This is a genomic window from Streptomyces sp. NPDC030165, assembly GCF_055573595.1.
In genome coordinates this window covers 538,018-563,847 of the sequence record NZ_JBVIBD010000002.1, presented here as the reverse complement: position 1 = coordinate 563,847, position 25,830 = coordinate 538,018, and the positions used below count along the sequence as shown (strand labels likewise).

The window sequence follows — 25,830 nt, the reverse complement described above, 5'->3', positions numbered from 1 at the left end:
CGCCGTCAGACCCGCTGCGTCCGGCTCTGCCGACTACCTCCAGCCTCCGCGCTCGGCGCCGCCCGCACCATGAGGGAAAGCGCAGTCTTCACCCTGGGGTTTTCCCCACCCCCGCGTACGTCCCACGGTGGCCGCTCCCTCCGTTCGCGTCCCGCGGCCGGCGCCGCCCCCCCCTCCGTTCGCGTCCCGGGGACACTGTGCCGGTCAGCCGCCGGTGCCCACGCCCTTCCGCCGAGACGCCCGGTGCCCCTTGTCCCGCCTGCGGGCCTTCCCGCCGCGCGCTGCCGCACCCGGTCCCGTACCCGTCCCTGTACCCGTCGCCACGCGCTTCCCGGCGGCCTGGCGTCCGCCCTCCTCCCCCGACCGGTCCCGCCACGGCAGCTCGGCCGTGACCCGCGTCGGCCCGCCGGGCGGTGAATCGAGGACGAACACCCCGTCCACCGAGCCCAGCCGTTCCGCGAGCCCGGCCATCCCGCTGCCGCCGTCCAACCGCGCACCGCCGCGCCCGTCGTCCTGCACCTGGATCAGCAGCCGGTCCTGGGCGCGCCACAGTTCCACCCGCGCCGCACGCGCGCCGCTGTGTTTGGAGACGTTCTGGAGCAGCTCCGAGACGGTGAAGTACGCGATGCCCTCGATCGCCGGCGCGGGCCGCTGCGCCACGTCCACCTCCACCGTGACCGGGACCGTGCACCGCCCCGCCAGTGAGGTGAGGGCCGGGCCGAGCCCGCGGTCCGTGAGGATCGCCGGGTGGATGCCGCGCGCGAGGTCGCGCAATTCCTGGAGGGCGAGCTTCACCTCGCCGTGCGCCTCGTCGACCATCCGTGCCGCCGCGTCCGGGTCCTCCAGCAGCTTCTCCTTGGCCAGGCCGAGCCCCATCGCCAGGGCGACGAGCCGGGCCTGCGCCCCGTCGTGCAGGTCACGTTCGATGCGGCGCAGGTCGGCGGCGGCGGTGTCGGAGACCGTCGCGCGGTCCGTCTTCAGCTCGGCGATCCGCCGCTCCAGCTCGTCCGAGGGCGACAGCAGGCCGCGCACCATCATCCGGTCGATGCTGGTCAGCCCGCGCGCGATCCAGGGCAGGGCCGGCCAGAGCAGGAACAACGAGACGATCGTCAGCGGGAAGGTCAGGATCGACCACGGCAGCCGGATGAACGCGTACAGCGCGTGCCGCCATCCGACCGGGTCCTTCAGGCGCATCCACAGCCAGGCGAAGAAGCCGTTGCCCGCCGTGTGCAGCGGGGTGGGTTCGGCCACCCGTACGCCCAGCAGGCGCCGCGCGCGGGCGCGTTCCAGCTTGCCGTACTGACGGCACACCAGGAGCCCCACCGCGAGCAGCGGCAGCCCGACGACGGTGACGGACAGCCCGATCCCCGCCACCAGCCAGACGGTCAGCACGGCGAAGGCCGGGACGCCCAGCGGAAGGTCGGTCAGGAGGTGGACGACCTCCCGCCAGGTCGCGGGGGCGAGCGCGGCCCGCGGCGGCGGCAGGGGCCCACCGTCGCCGTGACCGGAGAGGTGATCGTGGCGTCGGTCGTGAGCGGAACGTGCGGTCATACGCCCTAGCTTGCCGGTCACCACCCGTAGTGACCATGGGGAACGTCGGTGACCGGAGGTGGGGTTTTCCTCACCCCGCCGCCTCGCTCAACGCAGGCCGCGACGGGTGCGGCTTGTGCGAAGGCGGACACGGCAGCTTGGATCTGCGACATGAGTGAGTACCAGCAGGGACCGTACGGGCAGCAGAATCCGTACGGACAACAAGGACCATACGGGCAGCCGCCGAACGGACAGCAGGCACCGTACGGGCAGCAGCCGCCCCATGGGCAACAACCGCCCTATGAGGCGTACGGGTACGGACAGGCACCCGGATACGGGGCGCCGGGACAGCAGGGGTACCCCCCGTACGGGGCACCGCAGGCGGGCGGGCCGCCCATAGGCATGCTGGCCAGCCAGGGCGCGCGGCTCGGGGCGCGGGCGCTGGACGCGCTCTTCCAATTCGGCGCGGTCCTCGTCGTGATCGCGGTGATCGGCCTCGCCCAGGCCGTGCTGCCGCGCGGTGCCGGGGTGGGCATCCCGACGGCCCTCCTGGGGATCGCCCTGGTCATAGGGGTGCTGCTCTACGAGCCGTTCATGAACTGGAAGTACGGCGGCACGTTCGGCAAGCGGATCTGCGGAATGCGGATCGCCCGGCTGAGCGACGGTGCGGGGCTGTCCTTCGGGCAGGCGCTGGGGCGTTGGGCCGTGGTGTTCCCGATGGGATTCGTGCCGTTCCTGGGGCTGCTCAATGTGCTGTGGTGCTGCTGGGACGAACCGTTCCGCCAGTGCCTGCACGACAAGGTGGCCGGCACTGTGGTGGTCAAGCGCGTGTAGGCGGGCGGTTCCTGGCGGGGAGGGCGGGTCGTATCGTGTCGCGATGCGGTGCGGTGGGGTGGGTTCCGGTTCCAGTACGGGGGCGTGGTCGGTGTGATGAATGCTGAGGCCGGGCAGCGGGTGACGCTGCGACGGGTGGTGCTGGCGGGCGAACGGCGGCGGGTCGATCTGGTGTTGCCCGCACATGAGCCGGTCGGCGCGCTGCTGCCCGAGATCCTGCGGGCGGTCGGCGACCGGGCGGAGCACGAGCCGCTGACATGCCGTCTGGTGACGGCGGGCGGAGCCGTGCTCGCATTGAGCGAAACACTTGCTTCTGCGAACGTGGCGGACGGGTCCGCCCTGCGGCTGGTGCGGGAGCGGAGCACGCCGGAGACTCCGGCCGCGTACGGCGAGCACGACGCACGCAGCGGACGCAGCGGGCCCAGTGGATGTAGCGGGCCCAGTGGACGCAGCGGATACGGCGGACGCAGCGGATCCGGCGGGGACATCGGGGGCATCGGGCAGCAGGTCGGGCACACCGGGCTGCCCTGGCGGTGGGACGAGCGGAGCCGGACGTGGGCGGCGGTCGTGGCCGCAGTGCTGCTCGCCGCCGGCACCGGACTGTTCGCCGGCGACCGGTACGGGTTCGGCTTCGACCGGGCCGGACTGTGGCTCGCCCTCGCCGCGTCGGCCGCGGCCGGAGGCGGTGCGGCAGTCGGCGCGCTGCTCTCCAGGAGGGCACTGGGTACCGCGCTGCTCCTGGTGGGCGGGACGCTCGGCGTGCTCGCCTCCTGGGGAGCGGCCTCGGGCGGTGCGCCCCGCCTGGCCGCTGTCGGGCTGACGGTGGCGGTCGTCCTCGCACTGCTCGGGCTCTGTACGGGCCTGGGGCGCGGCGGACTGGTCGGGGCGGCGGCCGTCGCGGCCGCGGTCGCCCTCTGGGAGGCGGTGCTGGCGGTCGCAGGCCCGGAGCGTACCGGTGTCGCGCTGGGCGTGGTCTCGGTCCTCGTACTGGGCCACCTGCCCCGACGCGCCCTGGCATCGGCCGGGCTGACGCGCCTGGACGATCGCCACCCCGGAGGCACACCGGTCGGCAGGCAGCGCGCCGCGGCGGCGCTGGGCGCCACCCACCGCGGGCTCACCTTGGCCGCCGTCACGACGGCCGCGTCCGCCGGGGCGGCCGGTGTGCTGGCCGCCGGCGGCGCCGGGAACGCATCCGGCACGGCGGACGGCTGGTCGGTGGCGGCCGCGGTGCTGCTGTGCGTCGTGCTGTTCTCGCGGGCGCGGGCCTACCCGCTGGTCCTGGAGGTCGTGGCGCTGCTGGTGGCCGGTACGGCGGTCTGCGTACGGCTCGTCCTGCTGTGGGCCACCGACGGCGCGAACCCGGCAGGTGCTCTGACCGTGCTGAGCCTGCTGGTCGTGCTGCCGCTCGCGGCTCTCGCGGTGCGGCCGCCGGAGCGCGTACGGACGCGGGCGCGGCACCTGATGAACCTGGTCGAGTCGGTGAGTGTGGTGGGGCTGGTTCCGGTCGCCGTCGGGGCGTTCGGGGTGTACGGCAGCCTGCTGGACATGTTCTGACCAGTCGGCCGGCCGAAAATGCCGGTTCAGTCGACGAAGATGATCGGCCGCGACGGTCGACCGGATCGATCAGTCCGACCAGAAGGGGCGGCGGAGGGTTCATGTCGGGACAGGCGGGGCAGCCCGGGCGGGTGGGGCAGCCCGGACAGGTAGGGCAGCCAGAGTGGACGGGGCAGCCCGGGCAGGCGCGAGAGATGGGGCGGCAGGTGGCTCCGGGGCCGAGGCCGGGGACGGATTCGGAGCCGGCCCCGGGGGCAGGCCCGGGTCCGGGCCCGGTGGTGCCGCCGATGCCCGGGTACGCGCCGGGGGTGGGCGCCGGGGCGGCGCCGATGGCTCCTGGGGCGATGCCCGGCGCCATGCCGGTGGTGCCTGGCGCGGTGCCCGCATCGCCGGGCGCGGTGCCCGCTCCAGCGTCCGCGCCCGTACCGACGACGGTTGCGCCTCAAGTGACCCCGTCCGCTTCGACGACGGTTGCGCCTCAAGTGACCCCACCCGCCCCGATGGCGGCTGCGCCCCCGGTGCCACCGTCCGTCCCGGCCGGTCCGGCCACACCCATAGCACCCCTGGCGAATACGCAGTCGCAAACGCCGCAGTCGTATCACCCGTCTTCCGCCCTCGCCCCCACCCCCGTCTCCGTCCCCGTTCTCCCGCCCGAGCTGGACGGTGTGCAGGCCAAGCCACGGCACGGTGAGACCGTCGCCCGTAGGGCGGGGCGGGTGCTGCGGCGGGTGTTCGCCTCGTCAGCGGCGGCCGAGACCGAGGCCGTCACGCGTGCCGCGCACACCATCCAGCAGCCCGTGACCACCGGCCGCCAGCTGGCCGTCTCCAGCATCCGCGGTGGCGCGGGCAAGTCCACGGTCGCCGCCCTGCTGGCCCTCACGTACGCGCACTACCGCTCGGACCCGGTGCTCGCGGTGGAGGCCGATCCGGCGCTGGGCACGCTGCCGCACCGGTTGGGCGCGCGCGAGGTGCGCTGGTCCAGCACCGACCTGGCGCAGATCGTCGACCCGTCCATGCTGATCACCGACCTGACCGGTTATCTCCTGCCGTTCACGGGCGGCGGCTGGCTGCTGCCCGGCAGCCAGGGCTCGATCGGTACGCGGCTGGACATCGACACGTACCGCATCGTCATGACCTCCCTGCGCCGCCACTTCGCGACCACGGTCGTGGACTGCGAGACGCTGCCCGCCGAGGTGGCGCGCACCGCGCTGGTCACCACGCAGGCGCGGGTCCTGGTGACGCCCGCCACCGTCGAGGGCGTCCTGGCGACCAAGTCCGTACTGGAGTGGATGGGCGGGGTGCACCGCGGGCTGCTGCCGACCGCCGTCGTCGTGCTCAACCACACGTCGCCCGACGGAGGCATCGACGTACGCAAGGCCGTCGAGCACCTGGGGGCGGGCGGCGCCGCGGTGCTTCCGCTGCCGTACGACCGGCACCTGGCCGGCGGCGGTGCCGTCCGTACGGAGCTGCTGGGCGAACGGACGCGGGAGGCGGCGGCACGGCTCGCCGCCGAGGTGATGGACCGCGCCGTCTCGCGCGGGCCGGGCAGGCAGCGCGAGGGCTGACGCCGCCGTACGCGGGTCCCTGAGGGCGAGGAGCCGCGGAGTCGGGGACCCGCGGGGTCGGGGACCCGTAGGGCCGCTAAGGGAAGGGGCCAGGTGGGGCGAAGTCGGGCCATAGCTGCCCGCCATGTGACGCGACTGCTCACCTGGGACGGGCCAGGGCCTAGACTCCCGTGCGTACAGATCGTCGAAGTCGTTGAACAAGAGCAGTCAGGGAGCGAGGGCGGACGTGCCGGACGCGACCGTACGCACCAGCCTTGCCGCGGACTATTTCCAGGGGTACTCGGTCGTCGGGCTCATCGCCGTGATCGGCGTGCTCTTCGTGGCCGTGGCCTTCGGTGCCGGGCGGCTGCTGCGGCCCGTGGTGCCCACCCCGGAGAAACTGCTCACCTATGAATGCGGCGTGGACCCCGTGGGCGAGGGCTGGGCACACACCCAGGTCCGCTACTACGTCTACGCCTTCCTGTACGTGATCTTCGCCGTCGACTCGATCTTCCTGTTCCCCTGGGCGACGGTCTTCGCCGCCCCCGGTTTCGGCGGCGTCACGCTGGTGGAGATGTTCATCTTCCTCGGCTTCCTCGCCGTCGGCCTGCTCTACGCATGGAAGAAGGGCGTCCTGGAATGGACGTGACGAACGCGAAGCCGGCCACGGCGACGGGCACCGAACTGCCTGTCGTCTCCGCCGGCGGCACCGTCGAACGACGCCGGCTGGGCCCGCTCGCCCGCCTGGCTCCCGAACCCATGAAGGTGGTCCTCAACTGGGGCCGCCGCTACAGCCTGTGGGTCTTCAACTTCGGGCTCGCCTGCTGCGCGATCGAGTTCATCGCCGCCTCGATGGCGCGGCACGACTTCATCCGGCTGGGCGTGATCCCCTTCGCGCCGGGCCCCCGGCAGGCGGACCTCATGATCGTCTCCGGCACGGTGACGGACAAGATGGCGCCCGCGGTCAAGCGCCTCTACGAGCAGATGCCGGAACCGAAGTACGTCATCTCCTTTGGAGCCTGCTCGAACTGCGGAGGCCCTTACTGGGACTCGTATGCGGTCACCAAGGGCGTCGACCAGATCATCCCCGTCGACGTGTACGTACCGGGCTGCCCGCCCCGGCCCGAGGCGCTGCTGCAGGGCATCCTCAAGCTCCAGGAGAAGATCGCCCGCGAGTCGCTGGGCGAGCGGTACGGGGAGGCCGGCAATGACGCCGCGCCTGCCGGGCCTTCGGCCGCTGCGCTGCGCAGCGGGCTGGTGACGCCGCCGGTGCCGGGGGCTCCGGACGCGTCCGGGGGCGATACCACCGCCGACACCGCTGCTGACGCCGGTGGTGCCGCTGACACCGGTGATGCCACTGACGCCGCTGATGCCGGGAAGCCGAAGGGAGCGGGGGACCAGTGAGCGACGAACAGCCTCCGGCTCCGCAGGCCGGTCCGCCCACCGGGGGGACACCGACCGGCCCGCCCGCAGGGGAGACGCCGTCCGATGCGCCCGCGGAAGCGCCGGCCGAGGCCCCGCCCGCGCCGCCCGTAGGCTGGCTGCCCGGTCCCGCCACCGACCTCTTCGGCCCCGGCGCGACCGCGGAAGAGGCGTACGACCTGCTCACCGTCGACGTACCCGCCGACGCCTGGATCCCGGCGCTGACCGCCGCCCGCGACGACCTCGGGTGCAGCTACTTCGACTGGCTGAGCGCCGTCGACGAGCCCGGCACCTGCTTCCGCGTCTGCGCCCACCTCGCCGACATCGCCCGGCCCGGCCGCGTACGACGCCTGGTGCTGCGCACCACCGTCCCGCACGAGGCGGCCGTCCTCCCCACCGCCACCGGCGTGTACGCGGGCGCGGGCTGGCACGAGCGCGAGACGCACGAGATGTTCGGCGTGGACTTCACCGGCCACCCGTACCTGGAGCCCCTGCTGCTCCCCGAGAACTTCGAGGGCCACCCGCTGCGCAAGGACTTCGTCCTCGCCGCGCGGGTCGCCAAGGCATGGCCGGGTGCGAAGGAGCCGGGCGAGTCCGAGCACGGCGGGCCCAAGCGCCGCCAGATGCTGCCGCCCGGTGTGCCCGACCCGAACGAGTGGGGCCCGCTGAAGGGCCAGCTGCCGCCTGCCCCGGCCCGGCCCGCCCGTGGTGCCCGTGCGGCTGGCGGTGCACGTGCGGCCGGTGGGGCGGCGGGGGAGCGGCCTGCCCGCCGTACGCGTACGGCGAGCGCGGGCTCGGCGAGCCAGCAGAGCGCCGCGGACAGCGCGCGGACACCGGTCACGGACGCCCCGGTCACGGATGCGCCGACCGCTGCCGAGGCCGCTGCTTCGGCTCCGGCCCCGGCCGCCCGGCCGGAACGTCCCGCCCGCCGGATGCGCAGCGCCAGCCAGGGCTCGGCGAGCCAGCAGTCGTCCGATCAGCCGTCCGACCAGCCGCCTCAGCAGTCGTCCGGTCAGCCGTCCGGCCGGTCCAGTGATCAGCCGGCCGACCGGCCGACCCTTGCCGGACCGGCCGCGAAGACACCCGCCACCCCCGCCACCCCCGGCTCCCCCGACGCCCCATGGCACCACGCCCGTCCTGCCTTCGAAGACGAGCCGGAGCCGAAGCCGGAGCCGAAGCCGGAGTCGGAGACCGAGTCGAAACCCGCCGACAAACGCGAAGCCACCCCCGACCCGGCCCCGACCCCGGCCCCGACCCCCACTCCCGACAATGACGAAGGCACCGGTAAGACCTCCGGCGAAGGCACCGGCAACGCAGCGGAAGAAGGCGGGACCAGACCATGAGCGACGCCCTCGACATCGCCCTGCGCCTGATCGCCGTCTTCGTCGCCTTCCTGGTCTTCCCGCTGGTCATCGGCCAGACCGAGCACAAGGTCATGGCCCATATGCAGGGCCGCCTCGGCCCCATGTACGCGGGTGGCTTCCACGGCTGGGCGCAGCTGGTCGCCGACGGTGTGAAGTTCGCGCAGAAGGAGGACGTCGTACCGGCCGGTGCCGACCGGCGGATCTTCCAGCTCGCGCCCGCCGTCGCCCTCCTGCCGTACCTGCTGGTGCTGGTCGCCATCCCGCTCGGCCCGGACAACGCGGTCGGTCAGTCGCTGGACGCGGGCATCTTCTTCGTCCTCGCCGTGATGGGCGTCGGCGTGCTGGGCTCGCTGATGGCGGGCTGGGCGTCGGCCAACAAGTTCTCGCTGCTGGGCGGGTTGCGTACGGCTGCCCAGCTCCTCGCGTACGAGCTGCCGATGCTGCTCGCCGCGGCTTCCGTCGCGATGGCCGCCGGGACGCTCTCGCTGCCCGGCATCCTGGACGCCTTCCACTGGTGGTGGGTGCCGTGGCAGATCGTCGGCGGCCTGGTCTTCTTCACGGCGGGGCTGGCCGAACTGCAGCGTCCGCCGTTCGACATGCCGGTCGCCGACTCCGAGATCATCTTCGGCGCGTACACCGAGTACACCGGGCTGCGCTTCGCGCTGTTCCTGCTCGCCGAGTACGCGGGCATCCTCGTCCTGTGCGCCCTGACCTCCGTACTCTTCCTCGGCGGCTGGCACGGACCGTTCGGCGCCGACGGGCTCGGCTGGCTGTGGACGCTGCTGAAGACCGCGGTCCTGGCCTTCGGCGTGATCTGGCTGCGCGTCAGCTACCCGCGGCTGCGTGAGGACCAGTTGCAGAAGCTGGCCTGGACGGTGCTGATCCCGCTGGCCCTCGCCCAGATCGCCCTCACCGGCGTCGTCAAGGTGGTGATCTCGTAATGGCCCCGGAGAAGAAGTCCGGCTGGCCCGGCAGCGGTCTGGCCAAGGGCCTGGCCGTGACCCTTCGTACGATGACGAAGCGTTCGGTCACCGAGCAGTACCCGGAGGTCCAGCCCGAACTGGCGCCGCGCACCCGCGGCGTGATCGGGCTGTTCGAGGAGAACTGCACGGTCTGCATGCTGTGCGCGCGCGAATGCCCGGACTGGTGCATCTACATCGACTCGCACAAGGAGACGGTGCCGCCCGCCGCCCCCGGCGGCCGGGAGCGCAGCCGTAACGTCCTGGACCGTTTCGCCATCGACTTCTCCCTCTGCATGTACTGCGGTATCTGCATCGAGGTGTGTCCTTTCGACGCGCTGTTCTGGTCGCCGGAGTTCGAGTACGCCGAGACCGACATCCACAACCTCACCCACGAGCGGGACAAACTCCGGGCATGGATGTGGACGGTCCCGGAACCGCCCGCCCTCGACCCCGCGGCCGAGGAGCCCAAGGAGATCGCCGCCGCCCGCAAGGCCGCCGACAAGCTCGCCGAGCGGGAAGCAGCCGAGCGGGAAGCGGCCCGGCAGCAGGCGGCCGAGGCAGCAGCCGCGCAGCAGGCGGCCGGGGACGCAGCCCGGAACACCACTCAGGACCAGGAGGGGGAAGCGTGACGCTCGCCGCCGCAAGCCACGGCTTCCTCTCCCCGACCGGGGTGGAGATCGCCTTCCTCCTGGTCGGCCTCGTCACCCTCGGCGCGGCCGTGGTCACCGTCACCACCAAGCAGCTGGTGCACGCCGCCCTGTGGCTGGTGGTCGCCCTCGGCGGCATCGCCGTCGAGTACCTGCTGCTGACCGCCGAGTTCATCGCCTGGGTGCAGGTCCTGATCTACGTCGGGTCCGTCGTCGTCCTCCTCCTGTTCGGGCTGATGCTCACCAAGGCGCCCATCGGCCGCTCCGAGAACGCCGACTCGGGCAACCGCTGGGCCGCGCTCACCGTGGCCGTCGCCTCCGCCGCCGCGCTCGTCTGGGTCGTCACGGACGCGTTCCGTACGACCTGGATCGACCTGGACGGCGCGGTCCAGGGCTCCACCGAAGCCTCCGGGCGCAGCCTGTTCCAGTACTGGGTGCTGCCGTTCGAAGCGCTCTCCGTCCTCCTCCTCGCCGCCCTCGTCGGCGCGATCGTGCTCTCCCGCAAGAAGGGCGACGGCGAGCGGCCCGGCGGCAGCGAGCAGGCCGGGAACGGCAAACAGGCCGGTTCCCGCAGACGGCCCGCCGACCGCGCACGCCTCAGAGAGGACCAAGGCTGATGCATCTCGCCTATCCCGCCGTCCTCGCCGTCCTCCTGTTCTGCGTCGGCCTGTACGGCGTCCTCGCCCGCCGCAACGCGATCCTCGTCCTGATGTCCGTCGAGCTGATGCTCAACGCCGTCAACCTCAACCTGGTGGCGTTCGACGTCTGGCTGCGCGACAAGCTGCACGCCGGCCAGGCGCTCACCCTCTTCACCATCGCCGTGGCCGCCGCCGAGATCGGCATCGGCCTGGCGATCGTCCTGCTCGTGTACCGCAACCGCGGCAGCTCCGACGTGGACCGCCTCCGCGACCTCGCCGAGCGCCCGGACGGCAGCGACCCGAACGATGACCTCACCGGCGGCGCGGACGGTGCCGCCGGCCGGCCGCGGCCGGACCACCGGGCGGAGGCCGCCGCGTGACGACCACGACCACCGCCGTACTGGTACCCCTCCTCCCCTTCCTCGGCGCCCTCGCGGGCCTCTTCCTCGGCCGCCGGGCGCCCGGTTTCGTGCGTCCGCTGGCCATCCTGCCGACCGTCGCCGCGGCCGCGCTGGCCGTGGTCGTGGCCGTCTCCCAGGGCGGCGGCGCCGGTGCGGGGAAGGCTCCGGTGGACGCCGCGACCCGGCTCACCCCCACCGGCTCGGTCCCCGTCGACCTCGCCCTGCACATCGACGGTTTCGCCGCCCTTGTCGCCGTGCTCGTCGCCGTCGTCGCCTGCTGCGTGCAGATCTACTCGACCGGCTACCTGCGCGACGACCCGCGCTACCCCTCCTACGCCGCCCTGGTCTCCCTCTTCACCGCCGCGATGCTGCTGGTCGTCTACTCCGGTGACCTGATGGTGCTGCTGGTGGGCTGGGAGATCATGGGCATCTGCTCGTACTTCCTGGTCGGCCACTACTGGGAGACCGAAGCCGCCCGCTCCGCCTCCCTCAAGGCGTTCCTCGTCACCAAGCTGGGCGACGTCCCCTTCCTGTTCGGCATCTTCGCGCTCGCCGCCGACGCCGGTACGTTCCGCATCACCGGCATCCTGAAGACCGTGGCCGTCGGCGGCCTGGACCATCCCACCCTCGTAGCGCTGCTCCTTTTGGCCGGTGTCGCGGGCAAGTCCGCACAGTTCCCGCTGCACACCTGGCTGCCCGACGCGATGGCCGGCCCGACCCCGGTCTCCGCCCTCATCCACGCGGCCACCATGGTCGCCGCCGGTGTCTACTTCGTCGCCCGTCTCCTCCCCGTCTTCGCGGCCTCCGCCACCGCGATGGTCGTCCTCGCCGTCATGGCCGCGGCCACCATGGTCGGCTCCGGGCTCGCCGCCCTGGCCCAGGACGACATCAAACGCGTCCTGGCCTACTCGACGGTCGGCCAGCTCGGCTACATGACCGGCGCCCTGGCCGTCGGCGACCGCGGCGCCGCCGTCTTCCACCTCCTGTCGCACGGCGCGTTCAAGGCCCTGCTCTTCCTCGCCGCCGGCGTGGTCATCCACGCCGCCGGCACCAACTCGCTCGCCGCCATGTCGCGGATGCGCGGCCTGGCCCGGCGCATCCCCGACGCGTACTGGACGATGACGGTCGCGCTGCTCGCCCTCGCCGCCATCCCCCCGTTCGCCGGCTTCTTCTCCAAGGAAGCCGTCCTGGGCGCCGCCGAACACGCCGCCACCAGCCACGCGACGGCCTCCGGCACCCTGGCCGCCGTGCCCGCCGCGGCCGGCTGGACCGTGCTGATCGCCGGCCTGCTCACCGCCCTCCTCACCGCCGGGTACGCGACCCGGCTGTGGCTGCTGGCCTTCCACGGCAAGGGCCCGGAAACCGCCCCCGACCACGGCAGACAGCCGCTCGTGATGAACACCGTGCTGTGGGTGCTGTTCGTCCCCACCCTGACCCTCGGCCTCGCCACCCCCGTTCTCCCCGACTGGTTCGACGGCCGCTCGCTGACCCCGACCCTGACCACCACCGTCCTGGGCACCGGCGTCGCCCTCGTCGGCGCCCTGGTCACGTACGGAGCCTGGCGGCACACCACCGCCCTCGCGGCCCGCGTCCCGCTCGGCGCGGTCGCCGTGGCCCCGGACGCCGCCCCCGCGGACTCCGAGGAGAGCGCCATCGCCACCCACGCCGCGGCCTACGGCGACAACGCCGGCGCCCCCGACCCGGCCGACCCCGGCCGGCTCCTCCTGGGACCGCTGCACCGCCCGGCCGCCGTCGGCTTCCACCTCGACGCCGTCTACACCGCGCTGTTCGTCCGGCCGGTACGGGCCGGCGCCCGGCTCGTGCGCTTCCTCGACCGGGAGGTCGTCGACACGTACGTCCACGGCGCGGGCACCGCCTCCCGCTGGCTGGGGGCCGCCGTCCGCCGCGCCCAGACCGGCAATGTGCAGACCTACCTGGGCGCGCTGCTCGCGGGCTCGTTCGTCCTGGCCGTCGCCGTCGTCCTCGTCGCTACGGGCACGGGAGCCTGACCGTGAATCACACCGCTATGCAGCTTCTCCTCGCGGCTGTCGTCGTCCTCCCCCTGCTGGGCGCGGTCGCCGCGCTGCTCCCGGCACCGCCCGGTCTCCGGGGCCGCGACCCCGACCAGGCCGTACTGCGCCACGGCGTGACCGTCACCGGCGTCGTGCTGGCCGCGGCCGTCGCCCTGGCCGCCGGCTTCGACCACGACCACCCGGCCCGGATGCAGGCCACCACCGACATCAGCTGGATCCAGGCGCTCGGCATCCGGATCCATCTCGGCATCGACGGCATCTCACTCCCCCTCCTCGTCCTGACCGCGCTGCTGACCTTCCTGTGCGCGCTCTACAGCTACTTCCACCTGCCCGTGGGCCCGTCCCCCAAGGCATTCGTGGCCCTGCTCCTGGTCCTGGAGGCCGGCACCCTCGCCACCTTCGCCGTCCTGGACCTCGTGCTGTTCTTCCTCGCCTTCGAGATGGTCCTCATCCCGATGTACTTCCTCATCGCCCGGTGGGGCGGTGCGCAACGGACGTACGCGGCGTGGAAGTTCATCCTCTACACCCTCCTCGGCTCGGTCGTGATGCTGCTGGGCCTCCTGCTCGTCGGCCTGAAGTCCGGCACGTTCGACATGGTGGCACTCGCCACTGACAACGGCCCGAACTCCCAGCTCAGCCATACCGTCCAGCTGCTGGCGGTGCTCGCGATCGGCATCGGACTGGCCGTCAAGGCGCCGATGTGGCCCCTGCACAGCTGGCTGCCCGACGCGCACACCGCCGCCCCCACCGTCGGCTCGGTGCTGCTGGCCGGCGTGCTGCTGAAGATGGGTACGTACGGGTTCGTGCGCATCGCGCTGCCCATCGCGCCGGACGGCATGCACACCTTCGCCCCGTACCTCGCCGCCTTCGCCGCCGTCGGCATCGTCTACGGATCGCTCGCGTGCCTGGCGCTCGCCCGGCGCGGCGCCAAGGGCGATCTCAAGCGCCTGATCGCGTACAGCTCGGTCGGCCACATGGGCTTCGTCCTGCTCGGCATCGCGACCATGACACCGACCGGCGTCAACGGCGCGCTGTTCGCCAACATCGCGCACGGCCTGATCACCGGCCTCCTCTTCTTCCTGGTCGGCGCCCTCAAGGACCGGTACGGCACCACCGACCTCGACCGGCTCGCGGGCCGTACCGGCGCCGCCCTGTACGGGCGCGCCCCGCGCTTCGGCGGCCTGCTGGCGTTCGGCGCCGTCGCCTCCCTCGGGCTGCCCGGACTCGCCGGGTTCTGGGGCGAGATGCTGGCCATGTTCGGCGCCTTCGAGCCCGCGGCCGGTCTGAGCCGCCCGGCGTTCCTGACGTTCATGGCGCTGGCCGGAGTCGGCACGCTGCTCACCGCCGCGTACCTGCTGATCGTCGTACGGCGGGTGTGCATGGGGGGCAAGGAGGCGGCCGAGGGCGACGGGGCCGAGGCGGCGCTCGCAGCCGGACCGGACGACGCCTCGGCGGACCCGGGGGCCACCGGCGCCGGTGCCACCCGTACGGCCCCCGCCATCCCCGACCTGGCCCGCTACGAATACGCGGCCTGGTCCCCCCTCGCCGTTCTCACCGTCCTCGCCGGCCTGTGGCCCGCGGCCCTCCTGGGGCTCACCGACCCGGCCGTCCAGCAGCTCCTCGGAGGCGGTAAGCGATGAGTTCCGTGACCTCCCTGGTCCAGTCCGTCGACTGGGCCGCCGTCGCCCCTCCCACCATCACCGCCGTCGTCGCCCTGGCCGTCCTGGTCGCCGACCTCTTCGTCCCCCAGGACCGCAAGCTGCTCCTCGGGTGGTGCGCGATCGGCGGCCTCGCCCTCGCCGCGCTCTCCCTGATCCCCCTGGTGGCGGGGGACCGCCGTACCTTCTGCCTGACCACGGACCCCGGCGTGTGCAGCTACGCCGCCGACCACTTCGCCGTCGTCATCCAGTTCCTGGTACTCGCCGGGGCCCTGCTCACCGCCCTGCTGTCGGTCACCGCCGTCGAGGACCAGCGCCTGCCCGCGGGCGAGTTCTGGTTCCTGCTGCTGTCCTCCGCGGCGGGCGCGGCCCTGCTGCCCGCCTCCCGGGACCTGGCCACCCTCGTCATCGCCCTCGAAGTGGCCTCGCTGCCCGCCTTCGCCCTCGTAGGGCTCCGGCGCGCGAACCGCCTCTCCTCGGAGGCGGCCCTGAAGTTCTTCCTGTCCTCGGTGGCAGCCACCGCGGTCATGCTCCTGGGCGTCAGCTTCGTCTACGCGGCGACCGGCAGCCTGCACCTGAGCCGGGTCGCCACCGCCCTGGCGGACCTGCCCGACCCCCAACTGGCCACCCTGGCGTCGGCGGGCGTCGCCCTGACCCTCGTCGGGTTCGCCTTCAAGACCGCCGCCGTGCCGTTCCACTTCTGGGTCCCGGACACCTATGTGGGCGCGCCGCTGCCGATCGCCGCGTACCTGTCCGTGATCGGCAAGGCCGTCGGCTTCTCGGGCCTCATCCTGGTCACGGTCGAGGGTTTCCCCTCGTACGCGGACGTCTGGGGCCCGGCCGTCGCCGTCCTGGCCGCCCTGACCATGACCGTCGGCAACGTCGCCGCGCTGCGCCAGGCGCCGGAGCGCGCGCACAGCGCGGTCCGCCTGCTCGCCTGGTCCTCGGTGGGGCAGGCCGGCTACCTCCTGGTGCCGATCGCCGCCGCCGGGTACGCCGAGGACGCGGCGCACGCCATCGGCTCCACCGTGGCGTACGCCCTGATGTACGCGGTCGTGAACCTCGGGGCCTTCGCGGTCGCAGCCCTGGTCGCCCGTACGAGCCCCGCCAACCGCATCAGCGACTACCGCGGCCTCTCCACGCGCCGCCCGCTGGCAGCGCTCGCCCTCGGCTTCTTCCTGCTCTGCCTCGCCGGCCTGCCGCCCGGCATCATCGGCCTGTTCGCCAAGGTCACGGTCTTCTCGGCGGCCGTCGACGCGGGCCTGGCCTGGCTCGCGGTGGTCATGGCCGTCAATGTGGTGATCGCGCTGTACTACTACCTCCAGTGGACGGCGGTGCTCTTCCGTACGGAGGGGGAGACGGCCGGGGTGGAGACCGGGGCAGGAGCCGAGGCCGAGGTCAAGGCCGGGGCGCGGGGCGGTGCCGGAGCCGTAACGGGTGACGAGGGGCCTGCCCAGGGCGGTCCCGTGGGGCTCCGTACGCAGGCTCCCGAGGCTGCGAAGACGTCCGGGCTTCCCCAGGCGAAGATCCCGGCTCCGATCGCCGCCGCCATCGCCCTCGCCGCCGTCCTCGGCATCGTCCTCTCCGGGGCGCCGCAGCTGGTCCTCCGGTTCGCGTCCGGCGCGCTCCTCTGAGCGTGCCGGGCCGGCATACCCCGCCTCCCGCCCGACCGCTCACGGGCCGTTCGTCGCCCCTGCCCGACCGGCCGCTGCCCACTGCCTGACCGCGCACCGGCCACATTCCGGCGCTCCGACCGCGGTCCTCGGCCACCCCGTCCCGGATCCGTGGCCGTCTTCTGGCCGGAAGACGTCCTGCCCGCATCCGCCGCCGGGGGAGCGCACGGCGAACACCCGCGCGCGGGCTCACTCGCACGGCCGTACGCCGTCAGCGGATGCACAAGGGAACTAGCACCCCTCATCTGGCGTTGACCAGACAGAAAGGGTCCACTGAAAAGTGGAGGAAACGTCAGCAAAGGGTTCCCCTGCCGCACCACCTGGAGGGCGTACCGTGCACCGCAGGCACAACGGGCTCAAGACCGCCGTACTCCTCGGGGGACTGTCCGCACTCATCATCGTCATCGGCGGATTCTTCGGCCGTACGGGCCTGGTCATCGCGGTCCTCGTGGCCCTGGGAACCAACGCCTACGCGTACTGGAACAGCGACAAGCTCGCGCTGCGGGCCATGCGCGCCCGCCCGGTCAGCGAGTTCCAGGCCCCCCAGCTCTACCGCATGGTCCGCGAACTCTCCACGGCCGCGCGCCAGCCCATGCCCCGGCTGTACATCTCACCGACCCAGGCCCCCAATGCCTTCGCCACCGGCCGCAACCCGCGCAACGCCGCCGTCTGCTGCACGGAAGGCATCCTGCACCTGCTGGACGAACGCGAACTGCGCGGCGTCATCGGCCACGAACTCAGCCACGTCTACAACCGCGACATCCTCATCTCGTCCGTGGCCGGAGCCCTGGCCACGGTGGTGATGTTCCTGGTCAACTTCGCCTGGCTGATTCCCATAGGCCGCTCCGACGACGACGAGGGCCCCGGCATCCTGGGCATGCTGCTGATCATGATCCTCGGCCCGGTGGCCGCCTCCCTCATCCAACTGGCCGTCAGCCGCTCCCGCGAGTACCAGGCCGACGCCTCCGGCGCCCAGCTCACCGGCGACCCGCTCGCCCTGGCCTCCGCGCTCCGCAAGCTGGAGGCGGGCACCCAGCAGCTCCCGCTGCCGGCCGAACCGCGGCTGGAGACGGCGAGCCACATGATGATCGCCAACCCGTTCCGGCCCGGTGACGGCCTGACCAAGCTCTTCTCGACCCATCCGCCGATGCGCGAGCGCATCACCCGCCTCGAACAGATGGCGGGCCGCAAGTCCTGAAGCCGGGCCCCGCCCGCAACTGTTTTCGACCGTCGCTGCGTCTACCTGGAGGAAAGACACCACCACCGCACTTCAGATGCACGGAAGGCTGCCCACCATGAAGCTCATCCTCAACGTCATCTGGCTGATCCTGAGCGGCTTGTGGATGGCCATCGGCTACGTCATCGCGGGCATCGTGTGCTGCATCCTGATCATCACGATCCCCTTCGGCATCGCCTCGTTCCGTATCGCGGGCTACGCGCTGTGGCCGTTCGGCCGTACGACGGTGGAGCGGCGCGACGCGGGCGCGGGCTCGGTCATCGGCAACGTCGTCTGGGTCGTCTTCGCGGGCTGGTGGCTGGCGCTGGGCCACGTCGTCACGGGCGCCCTGCAGTGCGTGACGATCATCGGCATCCCGTTCGGCATCGCGAACTTCAAGATGGTCCCGCTCTCCCTGCTCCCGCTCGGCCGCGAGATCGTCCCGACGGACCAGCCCTTCGCCGGACGCTACTGAGCGACACCTTCCGGGCGCTTCCGGGCGCCTCCCGGCCGCTTCCCGGCCGCCTTCCGGACGCCCCGGAGGGCAGACCCCGGCCTGCTCACCGCCGTACGAGCCCCCGGGGCGTCACGTACCGCTTGAAGCCGAGCGGCGTGACGCCCGGGATGCCCGCGATCAGGTTCATCACCGCGCCGCCCTGCTGGAGTGACGTCTCGACCACGTGCTGGTGCGCGGCCTCGTCCGTCCACTCGCTGTAGTTGAAGACGCGGGTGCCGTCCTCGCTGATGTGGAAGTTCGAGGAGATGCCGCCGGACCCGGTCCGCGAGGTCTCGTCGGACCCCGGCTGCACGCCGTCCATCATGTCCAGCAGTCCGTCGACGAGCTGCCGTGCGGCCTCGTGCCCCGTCGTCTCGAAGGAGACGGCCACGACGCACCCCGGCTCCGGCTGCTCGCCCTGCGGCGGCAGGCTGCGGTAGTAGCGGTAGCGCCGCGCCCCGCCGGCCTCGACGGCCGCCTGGGACGGTCCGGCCTGCCCGTCCTCCCGCTGCCCGAAGCCGAGTACGGTGCGGTCGTCCGTACCGGTGAGGAAGACCTGCGAGACCAGGCCCTCCGGCAGCGGTGCCGCCCGCAGGGCCCGCGCGGCGCCCTCGGCCATGGCCTGCTGCCGCTCGGGGCTGCCCGCGTCCCACTCGCTGATCAGTACGGTGCCGACGCCGGCCCGCCGGATGTCGGGGAAGGCGTCCACCAGGAACTGCTCGTGCTCCGTCTGCTGAGTTTCCGTTTCCGAAGTCATGTGCACACTCTCGGACCTCGACCAAACTTGAGGTCAAGCGTCTGATTCCGAAGGAATCCCGGAGATCGAACTGTGCGCGAAGGTGTCGCCTCGCCGGGGGGGCATCAAGCGCGGGCCGTGCGCGGCGAGGGGCCCGCGCTCGGTCTCGCGCCGGTCACCGTTCTCCTGATGCGCCGTAAGTGCACCGGGCAGCCAGGCACAGGTGCGCGCACCGACGGCCCCGCGCAGGGAACGCGACGGGGGCGCCGCACCGAGACCGTTCCCGGCGCCGCGCCCCCGTCGTGACCTGCACCGGGCTCACCGGCGGGACACCGGCGAACTACCGGTAGTTCACGAACTGCAGCGCGAAGTCCAGGTCCTTGCCCTTCAGCAGCTGCTGCACGGCCTGGAGGTCGTCCCGGCTCTTGGAGCTGACACGCAGCTCGTCGCCCTGCACCTGCGCCTTGACGCCCTTCGGGCCCTCATCGCGGATGATCTTGGCGACCTTCTTCGCGTTCTCCTGCGAGATGCCCTCCTGGAGGGAGGCGAAGATCTTGTACTCCTTGCCGGAGGCCTGCGGCTCGCCCGCGTCCAGCGCCTTCAGCGAGATCCCGCGCTTGATCAGCTTGGACTGGAAGATGTCGAGGACAGCCTTCACCCGCTCCTCGGCGTTGGCCCGCATCTCGATCTTCTCGCCCGACCACTCGATCGACGCGCCCACGCCCTTGAAGTCGTAGCGCTGCGAGATCTCCTTGGCGGCCTGGTTGAGGGCGTTGTCGACCTCCTGCCGCTCGACCTTCGAGACGATGTCGAAACTGGAGTCGGCCATCTTGAGTTGGCTCCTCGTACGTAGATCCGTCAGGGGGTGCGGCCCGTCCAGGACCGCTCCGCAAGCCTAGTCACCCCGGGCATGATCGGTCCGGGAAGAACCGGGTGGCGAACCACCCCCGGCCATCGGGTATGGTTTACGTCGTTGCCACGGAGCGACGCCACAACGGCGGACCTCCCGGCAGCAAACCCAGGCGGTGTGCCCGAGCGGCCAAAGGGAGCAGACTGTAAATCTGCCGGCTCAGCCTTCCCAGGTTCGAATCCTGGCGCCGCCACAGGTCCGAAAAGGCCCTGGTCCGTGAGAACGGATCGGGGCCTTTTCGCTTGCCGCGCGGCGGACGGGCCGAAGCCCCCCGCCGCACTCTGCCCGAACCGCCGCTCCCCGCCCGAAGGCGGCGCGGTCAGCCCGCGACCGCCCGGACGGCCTCCTCGGCCGGAGTGTCGCCGCTGATCAGCTCCAGTGTGCGGCCGGCCGTGCGCGGCTCGTCCAGGAGGGCGACGAGTACGGCCGCCACATCGTCCCGGGGGATCTCGTCGCGGCCGGTCGACTGAGCCAGGCGGACCCGGCCGGTGCCAGGCTCGTCCGTCAGGCGGCCCGGTCGCAGGATCGTCCAGTCCAGGCCGGACCGGGCCCGTACGTCGGCGTCCGCGGCGCCCTTGGCGCGCAGGTACGCGGCGAACACCTCGTCGGTGCCCGCCGGCGGCTCCTTGTCGGCGCCCATCGACGAGACGACGACGAAGCGCCGTACGCCGGCCGCCTCCGCCGCGTCCGCGAACAGGGATGCGGCGCCGCGGTCCACCGTCTCCTTGCGTTCGATGCCGCTGCCCGGTCCGGCGCCCGCCGCGAAGACCGCCGCGTCCGCGCCTTCGAGGTGCCGGGCGACGTCTGCGACGGTGGCCGTCTCCAGGTCGCAGACGACCGGCTCGGCCCCGGCGGACAGCAAGTCCCCGGCCTGTTCGGGCCGCCGGATGATGCCCGCGACCTCGTCCCCGCGCCCGTGGAGCAGCCGCTCCAGCCGCAGCGCGATCTGACCATGTCCACCTGCGATGACAATGCGCATGATCCCGACCGTACGCCTGTCGGGCGGCCCGGCGCGGCATCCCGGCCCGCCGCCCGCCCCCCGGTCACCGCTGCGACTGCCGCGGCAGCTCCAGCGCCACCGCCGCCGCCGAGTCGCAGTACTCGCGCACCGCGCTCGTCCGCGCCACCACACGCCCCCGGTGCACCACGATCCGGCTGTACGCGAGCGACAGCACCCCGGCGAGGCTGTCGCCGCGTACGGCCAGCAGTTCCGCGGGGAAGCCCGCTTCGACACGGACCTCCGGGAGGCCCAGCGTCGCGCGGGCGGCCGTGCTGACCGTCCCGTAGGCGGCCTCGGGTCCTGCCTCGCCCAGGGAGGCCAGCAGGTACGCCGCCTCCAGGGGGTCGCCGCGGCCCACCGGGTTCGCCGCGTCGCGCAGGGCGCCGCTGCCGGCCGCCACCCGTACCCCGGCGGCCCGCAGCAGCCGTACGGGCGCGGAACGGGTCACCCGGCCGCCCGCGGCCCCGCCGTGCCCCGGGAGCCCCGTACCGTGCCGTTCCAGGGCCGCACAGCCCCCCTGCGGCAGGCAGACGACCGTCACGCCGGCCGCCGCGAGCTGCTCGGCCGTGCGCGCCGCCACCTCCGGCGGCAGCGCCGCCAGGCCCGCGCACGGCCCGATGGCCACACCGGGCCGCAGTCCGCCCGCCATCGCGGCGAACCGGGCGAGGCGCGCGGGGTCGTCGCCGTCCGTGTGGAGGTCCACCGCGCAGCCGTGCTCGTTCGCCAGCTCCAGCACGGTCTCGACGTACCCCGCGGGGTCGGGGTCCAGGTCCGGGCAGCCGCCGACGACCGTGGCGCCCATCTTGACGGCGTCCCGCAGCATCGCCAGCCCGTCCGCGCCGGCCGCCCCGGTGAGCATCCGCGGCACCGCGACCGCGGCCATCTCGGCCAGCCCGCGCAGCGACCGGCCCGCCTGGAGGACGGCCTCCAGCGACCGCAGCCCCTGGACGTCGCCGATCCGTACGTGGGTGCGCAGCGCCGTCGCGCCGTGCCCGAGTTGCAGGAGGGCCGCCTCGGTGGTGCGGCGCTGCACGTCTTCGAGCGTGTCGGCGACGGGCCCGGTGGCGTCGGCGGTCAGCGCGGTGTCGCAGTGCGCGTGCGGCTCGGCGGGGGCCGGGAGCAGCAGGTAGCCGCTGAGGTCGACGCGGGAGCCGTGCGGGGCGAGGCTGCCCGCTGTGCCGACCGCCTCGATGCGTCCGCCGCTGAGCCGTACGTCCACCACGCGGCCGTCGGCGAGCCGGGCGTCGCAGAGCACCAGGGTGCCCGCCGCGGCGCCCGTGCCGTCGCTCCCCGTGGCCTTGTCGGGCCCCGGCTGCGGCTGACTGCTGTCGGACATCGCGCTCCTCGAAGGACCGGGCGTGCAAGATCACGCAGCGTGGTCCGAGCCTAGGGCGCGCCCAGGGGTGCTTCACGGAGGCGCGAAATAGTCGTACCGGTGTGGTGCGAGGGGCGGCGGGGGCGGTGCTCCGGATACGGATTTCACCTTTGGCGGCAGGCCGTGTAATGTCTTCATCGCTCGCCCCAATAGCTCAGTCGGCAGAGCGTCTCCATGGTAAGGAGAAGGTCTACGGTTCGATTCCGTATTGGGGCTCTGATGTGTGAGGTATCCCGCCTTCGGGCGGGGTCCACTCGCATCACAGCGGTGTAGCTCAGTCGGTAGAGCAAGCGGCTCATAATCGCTGTGTCACCGGTTCAAGTCCGGTCACCGCTACTGACAGTAGCCGATTGTGGGGTCGGTCTCCCGATCGGCTACTCTTCTATGCGTTCACCCGTCCATCCGTCCGTCAAGGAGCACTCACGTGGCTGCCACCGACGTCCGCCCGAAGATCACGCTGGCCTGCGTGGAGTGCAAGGAGCGGAACTACATCACCAAGAAGAACCGGCGTAACGACCCGGACCGTCTTGAGATGAAGAAGCACTGCCCGCGCTGCAACTCGCACACCGCGCACCGCGAGACGCGATAACACCAGGCTCGTCCGCGAGGCCGTCCCCAGTCCCTGGGGGCGGCCTCGCGGCGTTGTGGTGCGATGTGCGAGGGGCGCGCCGCGCGGCGGCGGCCCTGCGCCGGCGTGCCGGTATGTCAAGGTCAGGGTCCTTTGCAGGGACCAGTACAGGGAGGTTGCGAGCCCATGGCGCTCGACCAGTCCTTTGTCGGGCGGAGCTACCCGGCCACCGCTCCTTACGAGGTCGGCCGGGAGAAGATCCGCGAATTCGCCGAGGCGATCGGGGACCCGGCGCCGGCGTACACCGACGCCGAAGCCGCCAGGGAGCTCGGTCACCCCGATGTGATCGCCCCGCCGACCTTTGTGTTCTCCATCACCTTCCGGGCCGCCGGGCAGGTCGTCGAGGACCCGCAGCTGGGTCTCGATTACAGCCGGGTGGTGCACGGCGACCAGAAATTCGTCTACACCCGCCCGGTGCGCGCCGGTGACCGGCTGACGGTCACCTCGACCATCGAGGCGATCAAATCCATGGCGGGAAACGACATTCTCGATATCCGTGGTGAGGTGCACGACGAAGCGGGCGAGCACGTGGTGACCGCTTTCACCAAGCTGGTGGCGCGCGCCGCCGGGCAGGAGGGCTGACGCGATGACGGCGAAGATCTCTTACGACGACGTCGAGGCCGGCACCGAACTCCCGGCGCGGACCTTTCCTGTGACCCGCGCCACGCTCGTGCGGTACGCGGGCGCCTCCGGCGACTTCAACCCGATCCACTGGAACGAGAAGTTCGCCAAGGAGGTCGGCCTGCCCGACGTGATCGCGCACGGCATGTTCACCATGGCCGAGGCGGTCCGCGTGGTCACCGACTGGACCGGCGACCCGGGCGCCGTCGTCGAGTACGGCGTGCGCTTCACCAAGCCCGTCGTGGTGCCCAACGACGACGAGGGCGCGGTCATCGAGGTCAGCGCCAAGGTCGCGGCCAAGCTGGACGACCAGGCCCGTACGGTCCGCGTCGACCTGACCGCGACCAGCGCCGGGCAGAAGGTGCTGGGGATGTCGCGCGCGGTGGTCCGCCTCGCCTGAGGCGAGTGATCGTCACTGCACGAGGGCGGCCCGGCCCGAGCGGCGGGGCCGCCCCCGTACTCTTGAGCCCGTGCAGGAACTCACCGATGCTCCCCTCGCCCCGCTGACCACCTTCCGCCTCGGCGGACCGGCCACCCGGCTGCTCACCGCCACCACGGACGACGAGGTGATCGCGGCCGTCCGCGCGGCCGACGCGGCGGGCACCCCGCTGCTCGTCATCGGCGGCGGCAGCAACCTCGTCATCGGCGACAAGGGTTTCGAGGGCACCGCGCTGCGCATCGCCACCCGCGGCTTCACCCTGGACGGCACCGACCTGACGCTGGCCGCGGGCGAGAACTGGTCCGACGCGGTGGCCCGCACGGTCGAGGCCGGGCTCGCGGGCATCGAGTGCCTGGCCGGCATCCCCGGCTCGGCGGGCGCCACACCCATTCAGAACGTGGGCGCGTACGGACAGGAAGTGTCCGCCACGATCACCGAAGTGGTCGCGTACGACCGCATAGCGGACGAGACCGTGACCCTCTCGAACGCCGAGTGCGCGTTCTCGTACCGCCACAGCCGCTTCAAGGAGCACCCCGACCGGTTCGTCGTGCTGCGCGTGCGCTTCGCCCTGGAGGACGCGGGCGGACTGTCCGCGCCGGTCAAGTACGCCGAGACCGCCCGTGCCCTCGGCGTCGAGGCGGGCGACCGGGTGCCGGCCGCCGACGCCCGCGAGACCGTGCTCAAGCTGCGGGCCGGCAAGGGCATGGTCTTGGACCCGGAGGACCATGACACCTGGTCCGCGGGCTCCTTCTTCACCAATCCGGTCCTCACCGAGACCGAGTACACCGGCTTCCTGGCCCGCGTCCACGAGCGCCTCGGTACGGACGTCACCCCGCCCGCCTTCCCGGCGGGGGAGGGCCGCGTGAAGACCTCGGCCGCCTGGCTCATCGACCGCGCGGGCTTCACCAAGGGCTACGGCGACGGCCCGGCCCGCATCTCCACCAAGCACACCCTCGCCCTCACCAACCGCGGCGCGGCCACCACCGAGGACCTGCTCGCCCTGGCCCGCGAGGTCCGCGACGGCGTCCGCGCGGCCTTCGGCGTCACGCTGGTCAACGAGCCGGTGACGGTCGGCGTCACTCTTTAGGACGCGCCCCCGGGCGAACGGCCCGTCAGTCCGCCCGCAGCCACGCCTCGATGCCCTCCAGCAGCTCACGCCGCACGCCCTCCGGCGCCCGCGACCCCAGCACCGACTGGCGGGCCAGCTCGGCCAGCTCCGCGTCCGAGAAGCCGTGCGCCGCACGGGCGAACTCGTACTGGTCCGCCAGCCGGGAGCCGAACAGCAGCGGGTCGTCGGCGCCCAGCGCCATCGGGACGCCGGCGTCGTACAGGGTCCGCAGCGGTACGTCCTCGGGCTTCTCGTAGACGCCCAGGGCCACGTTCGACGCCGGGCAGACTTCGCAGGTCACCCCGCGCTCGGCCAGCCGCCGCAGCAGCGCCGGGTCCTCCGCCGCCCGCACCCCGTGGCCCACACGGGACGCGTGCAGGTCGTCCAGGCAGTCCCGCACGCTCGCCGGACCCGCCAGCTCGCCGCCGTGCGGGGCCGCCAGCAGCCCGCCGTCGCGCGCGATGGCGAAGGCCCGGTCGAAGTCGCGCGCGAAACCCCGCCGCTCGTCGTTGGAGAGCCCGAAACCGATCACGCCGCGGTCGGCGTAGCGGACCGCGAGACGGGCCAGCGTGCGGGCGTCCAGGGGGTGTTTCATACGGTTCGCGGCCACCAGGACCCGCATCCCGAGCCCGGTCTCGCGGGAGGCGGCGTCCACCGCGTCCAGGATGATCTCCAGCGCCGGGATCAGTCCGCCCAGCCGGGGCGCGTACGAGGTCGGGTCGACCTGGATCTCCAGCCAGCCGGAGCCGTCCCGCACGTCCTCCTCGGCGGCCTCACGGACCAGCCGCTGGATGTCCTCCGGGGAGCGCAGGCAGGAGCGTGCGATGTCGTACAGCCGCTGGAAGCGGAACCAGCCGCGCTCGTCCGTGGCCCGCAGCTTCGGCGGCTCGCCGCCCCGCAGGGCCTCCGGCAGGTGCACGCCGTACTTGTCGGCGAGCTCCAGCAGGGTGGCGGGCCGCATCGACCCGGTGAAGTGCAGGTGCAGATGGGCCTTGGGCAGGGCCCGGACATCGCGTACACGTTCCATCCCAGGATCTTGCC

General features: G+C 72.7%; 25 protein-coding genes and 3 tRNA genes. 22 read left to right on the top strand and 6 right to left on the bottom strand.

The window, feature by feature from the left end:
- Positions 1-204 precede the first annotated feature (204 nt).
- Positions 205-1,551: a sensor histidine kinase gene (locus ACZ4Z1_RS05830; protein ID WP_468485288.1), complete on the bottom strand. Its 1,347-nt coding sequence runs from the start codon at positions 1,549-1,551 to the stop codon at positions 205-207.
- Positions 1,552-1,701: 150 nt separating this feature from the next.
- On the opposite strand from ACZ4Z1_RS05830, the gene ACZ4Z1_RS05825 reads away from it, so the two are divergent.
- From ACZ4Z1_RS05825 to ACZ4Z1_RS05755, 15 genes are all read left to right on the top strand, one after another.
- Positions 1,702-2,364: an RDD family protein gene (locus ACZ4Z1_RS05825; protein ID WP_468485287.1), complete on the top strand. Its 663-nt coding sequence runs from the start codon at positions 1,702-1,704 to the stop codon at positions 2,362-2,364.
- 96 nt (positions 2,365-2,460) lie between these two features.
- Positions 2,461-3,918 (top strand): EsaB/YukD family protein, encoded by a 1,458-nt coding sequence (locus ACZ4Z1_RS05820; RefSeq protein ID WP_468485286.1) that lies wholly within the window; start codon positions 2,461-2,463, stop codon positions 3,916-3,918.
- Positions 3,919-4,583: 665 nt separating this feature from the next.
- Complete coding sequence (locus ACZ4Z1_RS05815) at positions 4,584-5,483, top strand: nucleotide-binding protein (RefSeq protein WP_468485285.1); 900 nt, start codon at positions 4,584-4,586, stop codon at positions 5,481-5,483.
- A 226-nt stretch (positions 5,484-5,709) separates the two neighbouring features.
- Entirely contained in the window at positions 5,710-6,111 is a 402-nt protein-coding gene (locus tag ACZ4Z1_RS05810; RefSeq protein WP_031002969.1) for an NADH-quinone oxidoreductase subunit A, read from the top strand.
- Positions 6,102-6,866 carry an NADH-quinone oxidoreductase subunit B gene (locus tag ACZ4Z1_RS05805; protein ID WP_468485284.1) on the top strand — a complete coding sequence of 255 codons (765 nt, stop codon included), beginning with the start codon at positions 6,102-6,104 and terminating at the stop codon, positions 6,864-6,866. The genes ACZ4Z1_RS05810 and ACZ4Z1_RS05805 overlap by 10 nt, the downstream gene beginning before the upstream one ends.
- Positions 6,863-8,227, top strand: coding sequence for an NADH-quinone oxidoreductase subunit C (locus ACZ4Z1_RS05800; RefSeq protein WP_468485283.1), 1,365 nt, complete (start codon positions 6,863-6,865; stop codon positions 8,225-8,227). Before ACZ4Z1_RS05805 ends, ACZ4Z1_RS05800 begins: the two co-directional genes overlap by 4 nt.
- Positions 8,224-9,189, top strand: coding sequence for a complex I subunit 1/NuoH family protein (locus ACZ4Z1_RS05795; RefSeq protein ID WP_031002976.1), 966 nt, complete (start codon positions 8,224-8,226; stop codon positions 9,187-9,189). The genes ACZ4Z1_RS05800 and ACZ4Z1_RS05795 overlap by 4 nt, the downstream gene beginning before the upstream one ends.
- Positions 9,189-9,839 carry a NuoI/complex I 23 kDa subunit family protein gene (locus ACZ4Z1_RS05790; RefSeq protein WP_468485282.1) on the top strand — a complete coding sequence of 217 codons (651 nt, stop codon included), beginning with the start codon at positions 9,189-9,191 and terminating at the stop codon, positions 9,837-9,839. The genes ACZ4Z1_RS05795 and ACZ4Z1_RS05790 overlap by 1 nt, the downstream gene beginning before the upstream one ends.
- A complete protein-coding gene (locus ACZ4Z1_RS05785; RefSeq protein ID WP_468485281.1) occupies positions 9,836-10,474 on the top strand; it encodes an NADH-quinone oxidoreductase subunit J family protein in 639 nt (212 codons plus the stop codon). The genes ACZ4Z1_RS05790 and ACZ4Z1_RS05785 overlap by 4 nt, the downstream gene beginning before the upstream one ends.
- On the top strand, positions 10,474-10,875 hold the full coding sequence (gene nuoK, locus ACZ4Z1_RS05780) for an NADH-quinone oxidoreductase subunit NuoK (protein WP_398347756.1): 402 nt from the start codon (positions 10,474-10,476) through the stop codon (positions 10,873-10,875). Before ACZ4Z1_RS05785 ends, nuoK begins: the two co-directional genes overlap by 1 nt.
- Positions 10,872-12,905, top strand: coding sequence for an NADH-quinone oxidoreductase subunit 5 family protein (locus tag ACZ4Z1_RS05775; RefSeq protein ID WP_468485280.1), 2,034 nt, complete (start codon positions 10,872-10,874; stop codon positions 12,903-12,905). Before nuoK ends, ACZ4Z1_RS05775 begins: the two co-directional genes overlap by 4 nt.
- Positions 12,906-12,922: 17 nt before the next feature.
- Positions 12,923-14,569, top strand: a complete 1,647-nt coding sequence (locus ACZ4Z1_RS05770) for a complex I subunit 4 family protein (RefSeq protein ID WP_468485424.1) — start codon at positions 12,923-12,925, stop codon at positions 14,567-14,569.
- On the top strand, positions 14,566-16,221 hold the full coding sequence (locus ACZ4Z1_RS05765) for an NADH-quinone oxidoreductase subunit N (RefSeq protein WP_468485279.1): 1,656 nt from the start codon (positions 14,566-14,568) through the stop codon (positions 16,219-16,221). The genes ACZ4Z1_RS05770 and ACZ4Z1_RS05765 overlap by 4 nt, the downstream gene beginning before the upstream one ends.
- 373 nt (positions 16,222-16,594) lie before the next feature.
- Positions 16,595-17,458 (top strand): zinc metalloprotease HtpX, encoded by an 864-nt coding sequence (htpX, locus tag ACZ4Z1_RS05760; RefSeq protein ID WP_468485278.1) that lies wholly within the window; start codon positions 16,595-16,597, stop codon positions 17,456-17,458.
- A 97-nt stretch (positions 17,459-17,555) separates the two neighbouring features.
- Positions 17,556-17,951 (top strand): YccF domain-containing protein, encoded by a 396-nt coding sequence (locus ACZ4Z1_RS05755; RefSeq protein ID WP_468485277.1) that lies wholly within the window; start codon positions 17,556-17,558, stop codon positions 17,949-17,951.
- Between the two features lie 85 nt (positions 17,952-18,036).
- Here the strand turns inward: ACZ4Z1_RS05755 and ACZ4Z1_RS05750 are convergent, their stop codons facing one another.
- Together ACZ4Z1_RS05750 and ACZ4Z1_RS05745 are read right to left on the bottom strand one after the other, a co-directional pair.
- Positions 18,037-18,729, bottom strand: a complete 693-nt coding sequence (locus tag ACZ4Z1_RS05750; RefSeq protein WP_468485276.1) for a hypothetical protein — start codon at positions 18,727-18,729, stop codon at positions 18,037-18,039.
- A gap of 319 nt (positions 18,730-19,048) precedes the next feature.
- Positions 19,049-19,537 (bottom strand): YajQ family cyclic di-GMP-binding protein, encoded by a 489-nt coding sequence (locus tag ACZ4Z1_RS05745; protein WP_031002987.1) that lies wholly within the window; start codon positions 19,535-19,537, stop codon positions 19,049-19,051.
- A gap of 192 nt (positions 19,538-19,729) precedes the next feature.
- On the opposite strand from ACZ4Z1_RS05745, the gene ACZ4Z1_RS05740 reads away from it, so the two are divergent.
- Positions 19,730-19,811 (top strand) — tRNA-Tyr (locus tag ACZ4Z1_RS05740).
- Positions 19,812-19,937: 126 nt separating this feature from the next.
- On the opposite strand, the gene ACZ4Z1_RS05735 is transcribed toward ACZ4Z1_RS05740, so the two are convergent.
- Together ACZ4Z1_RS05735 and ACZ4Z1_RS05730 are read right to left on the bottom strand one after the other, a co-directional pair.
- On the bottom strand, positions 19,938-20,597 hold the full coding sequence (locus ACZ4Z1_RS05735; protein WP_468485275.1) for an SDR family oxidoreductase: 660 nt from the start codon (positions 20,595-20,597) through the stop codon (positions 19,938-19,940).
- Positions 20,598-20,661: 64 nt separating this feature from the next.
- Positions 20,662-21,954 (bottom strand): amidohydrolase family protein, encoded by a 1,293-nt coding sequence (locus ACZ4Z1_RS05730; protein WP_468485274.1) that lies wholly within the window; start codon positions 21,952-21,954, stop codon positions 20,662-20,664.
- Positions 21,955-22,136: 182 nt separating this feature from the next.
- Between ACZ4Z1_RS05730 and ACZ4Z1_RS05725 the strand changes: the two genes are divergently transcribed.
- From ACZ4Z1_RS05725 to ACZ4Z1_RS05700, 6 genes are all read left to right on the top strand, one after another.
- A tRNA-Thr gene (locus ACZ4Z1_RS05725) sits at positions 22,137-22,209 on the top strand.
- Positions 22,210-22,256: 47 nt separating this feature from the next.
- Positions 22,257-22,329: transfer RNA gene (locus ACZ4Z1_RS05720), tRNA-Met, on the top strand.
- Between the two features lie 88 nt (positions 22,330-22,417).
- Positions 22,418-22,582 (top strand): 50S ribosomal protein L33, encoded by a 165-nt coding sequence (gene rpmG / locus ACZ4Z1_RS05715; protein ID WP_006604855.1) that lies wholly within the window; start codon positions 22,418-22,420, stop codon positions 22,580-22,582.
- Positions 22,583-22,747: 165 nt separating this feature from the next.
- A complete protein-coding gene (locus ACZ4Z1_RS05710) occupies positions 22,748-23,203 on the top strand; it encodes an FAS1-like dehydratase domain-containing protein (protein WP_468485273.1) in 456 nt (151 codons plus the stop codon).
- 4 nt (positions 23,204-23,207) lie between these two features.
- Entirely contained in the window at positions 23,208-23,642 is a 435-nt protein-coding gene (locus tag ACZ4Z1_RS05705; RefSeq protein WP_468485272.1) for a MaoC family dehydratase, read from the top strand.
- A gap of 70 nt (positions 23,643-23,712) precedes the next feature.
- Complete coding sequence (locus ACZ4Z1_RS05700; RefSeq protein ID WP_468485271.1) at positions 23,713-24,768, top strand: UDP-N-acetylmuramate dehydrogenase; 1,056 nt, start codon at positions 23,713-23,715, stop codon at positions 24,766-24,768.
- Positions 24,769-24,793: 25 nt separating this feature from the next.
- Here ACZ4Z1_RS05700 and ACZ4Z1_RS05695 read toward each other — a convergent pair whose 3' ends face one another.
- Positions 24,794-25,816, bottom strand: coding sequence for an adenosine deaminase (locus tag ACZ4Z1_RS05695; protein WP_468485270.1), 1,023 nt, complete (start codon positions 25,814-25,816; stop codon positions 24,794-24,796).
- Positions 25,817-25,830: the final 14 nt, after the last annotated feature.

Excerpts from the sequence above, each read along its gene's own strand:
- ACZ4Z1_RS05710 (WP_468485273.1), top strand. The coding sequence starts at position 22,748 with ATGGCGCTCGACCAGTCCTTTGTCGGGCGGAGCTACCCGGCCACCGCT.
- ACZ4Z1_RS05745 (WP_031002987.1), bottom strand. The coding sequence starts at position 19,537 with ATGGCCGACTCCAGTTTCGACATCGTCTCGAAGGTCGAGCGGCAGGAG.
- ACZ4Z1_RS05755 (WP_468485277.1), top strand. The coding sequence starts at position 17,556 with ATGAAGCTCATCCTCAACGTCATCTGGCTGATCCTGAGCGGCTTGTGG.
- ACZ4Z1_RS05695 (WP_468485270.1), bottom strand. The coding sequence starts at position 25,816 with ATGGAACGTGTACGCGATGTCCGGGCCCTGCCCAAGGCCCATCTGCAC.
- ACZ4Z1_RS05795 (WP_031002976.1), top strand. The coding sequence starts at position 8,224 with ATGAGCGACGCCCTCGACATCGCCCTGCGCCTGATCGCCGTCTTCGTC.
- ACZ4Z1_RS05765 (WP_468485279.1), top strand. The coding sequence starts at position 14,566 with ATGAGTTCCGTGACCTCCCTGGTCCAGTCCGTCGACTGGGCCGCCGTC.
- nuoK (WP_398347756.1), top strand. The coding sequence starts at position 10,474 with ATGCATCTCGCCTATCCCGCCGTCCTCGCCGTCCTCCTGTTCTGCGTC.
- ACZ4Z1_RS05770 (WP_468485424.1), top strand. The coding sequence starts at position 12,923 with ATGCAGCTTCTCCTCGCGGCTGTCGTCGTCCTCCCCCTGCTGGGCGCG.
- ACZ4Z1_RS05750 (WP_468485276.1), bottom strand. The coding sequence starts at position 18,729 with ATGACTTCGGAAACGGAAACTCAGCAGACGGAGCACGAGCAGTTCCTG.
- ACZ4Z1_RS05790 (WP_468485282.1), top strand. The coding sequence starts at position 9,189 with ATGGCCCCGGAGAAGAAGTCCGGCTGGCCCGGCAGCGGTCTGGCCAAG.
- ACZ4Z1_RS05730 (WP_468485274.1), bottom strand. The coding sequence starts at position 21,954 with ATGTCCGACAGCAGTCAGCCGCAGCCGGGGCCCGACAAGGCCACGGGG.
- ACZ4Z1_RS05820 (WP_468485286.1), top strand. The coding sequence starts at position 2,461 with ATGAATGCTGAGGCCGGGCAGCGGGTGACGCTGCGACGGGTGGTGCTG.
- ACZ4Z1_RS05805 (WP_468485284.1), top strand. The coding sequence starts at position 6,102 with ATGGACGTGACGAACGCGAAGCCGGCCACGGCGACGGGCACCGAACTG.
- ACZ4Z1_RS05825 (WP_468485287.1), top strand. The coding sequence starts at position 1,702 with ATGAGTGAGTACCAGCAGGGACCGTACGGGCAGCAGAATCCGTACGGA.
- ACZ4Z1_RS05830 (WP_468485288.1), bottom strand. The coding sequence starts at position 1,551 with ATGACCGCACGTTCCGCTCACGACCGACGCCACGATCACCTCTCCGGT.
- ACZ4Z1_RS05705 (WP_468485272.1), top strand. The coding sequence starts at position 23,208 with ATGACGGCGAAGATCTCTTACGACGACGTCGAGGCCGGCACCGAACTC.
- ACZ4Z1_RS05735 (WP_468485275.1), bottom strand. The coding sequence starts at position 20,597 with ATGCGCATTGTCATCGCAGGTGGACATGGTCAGATCGCGCTGCGGCTG.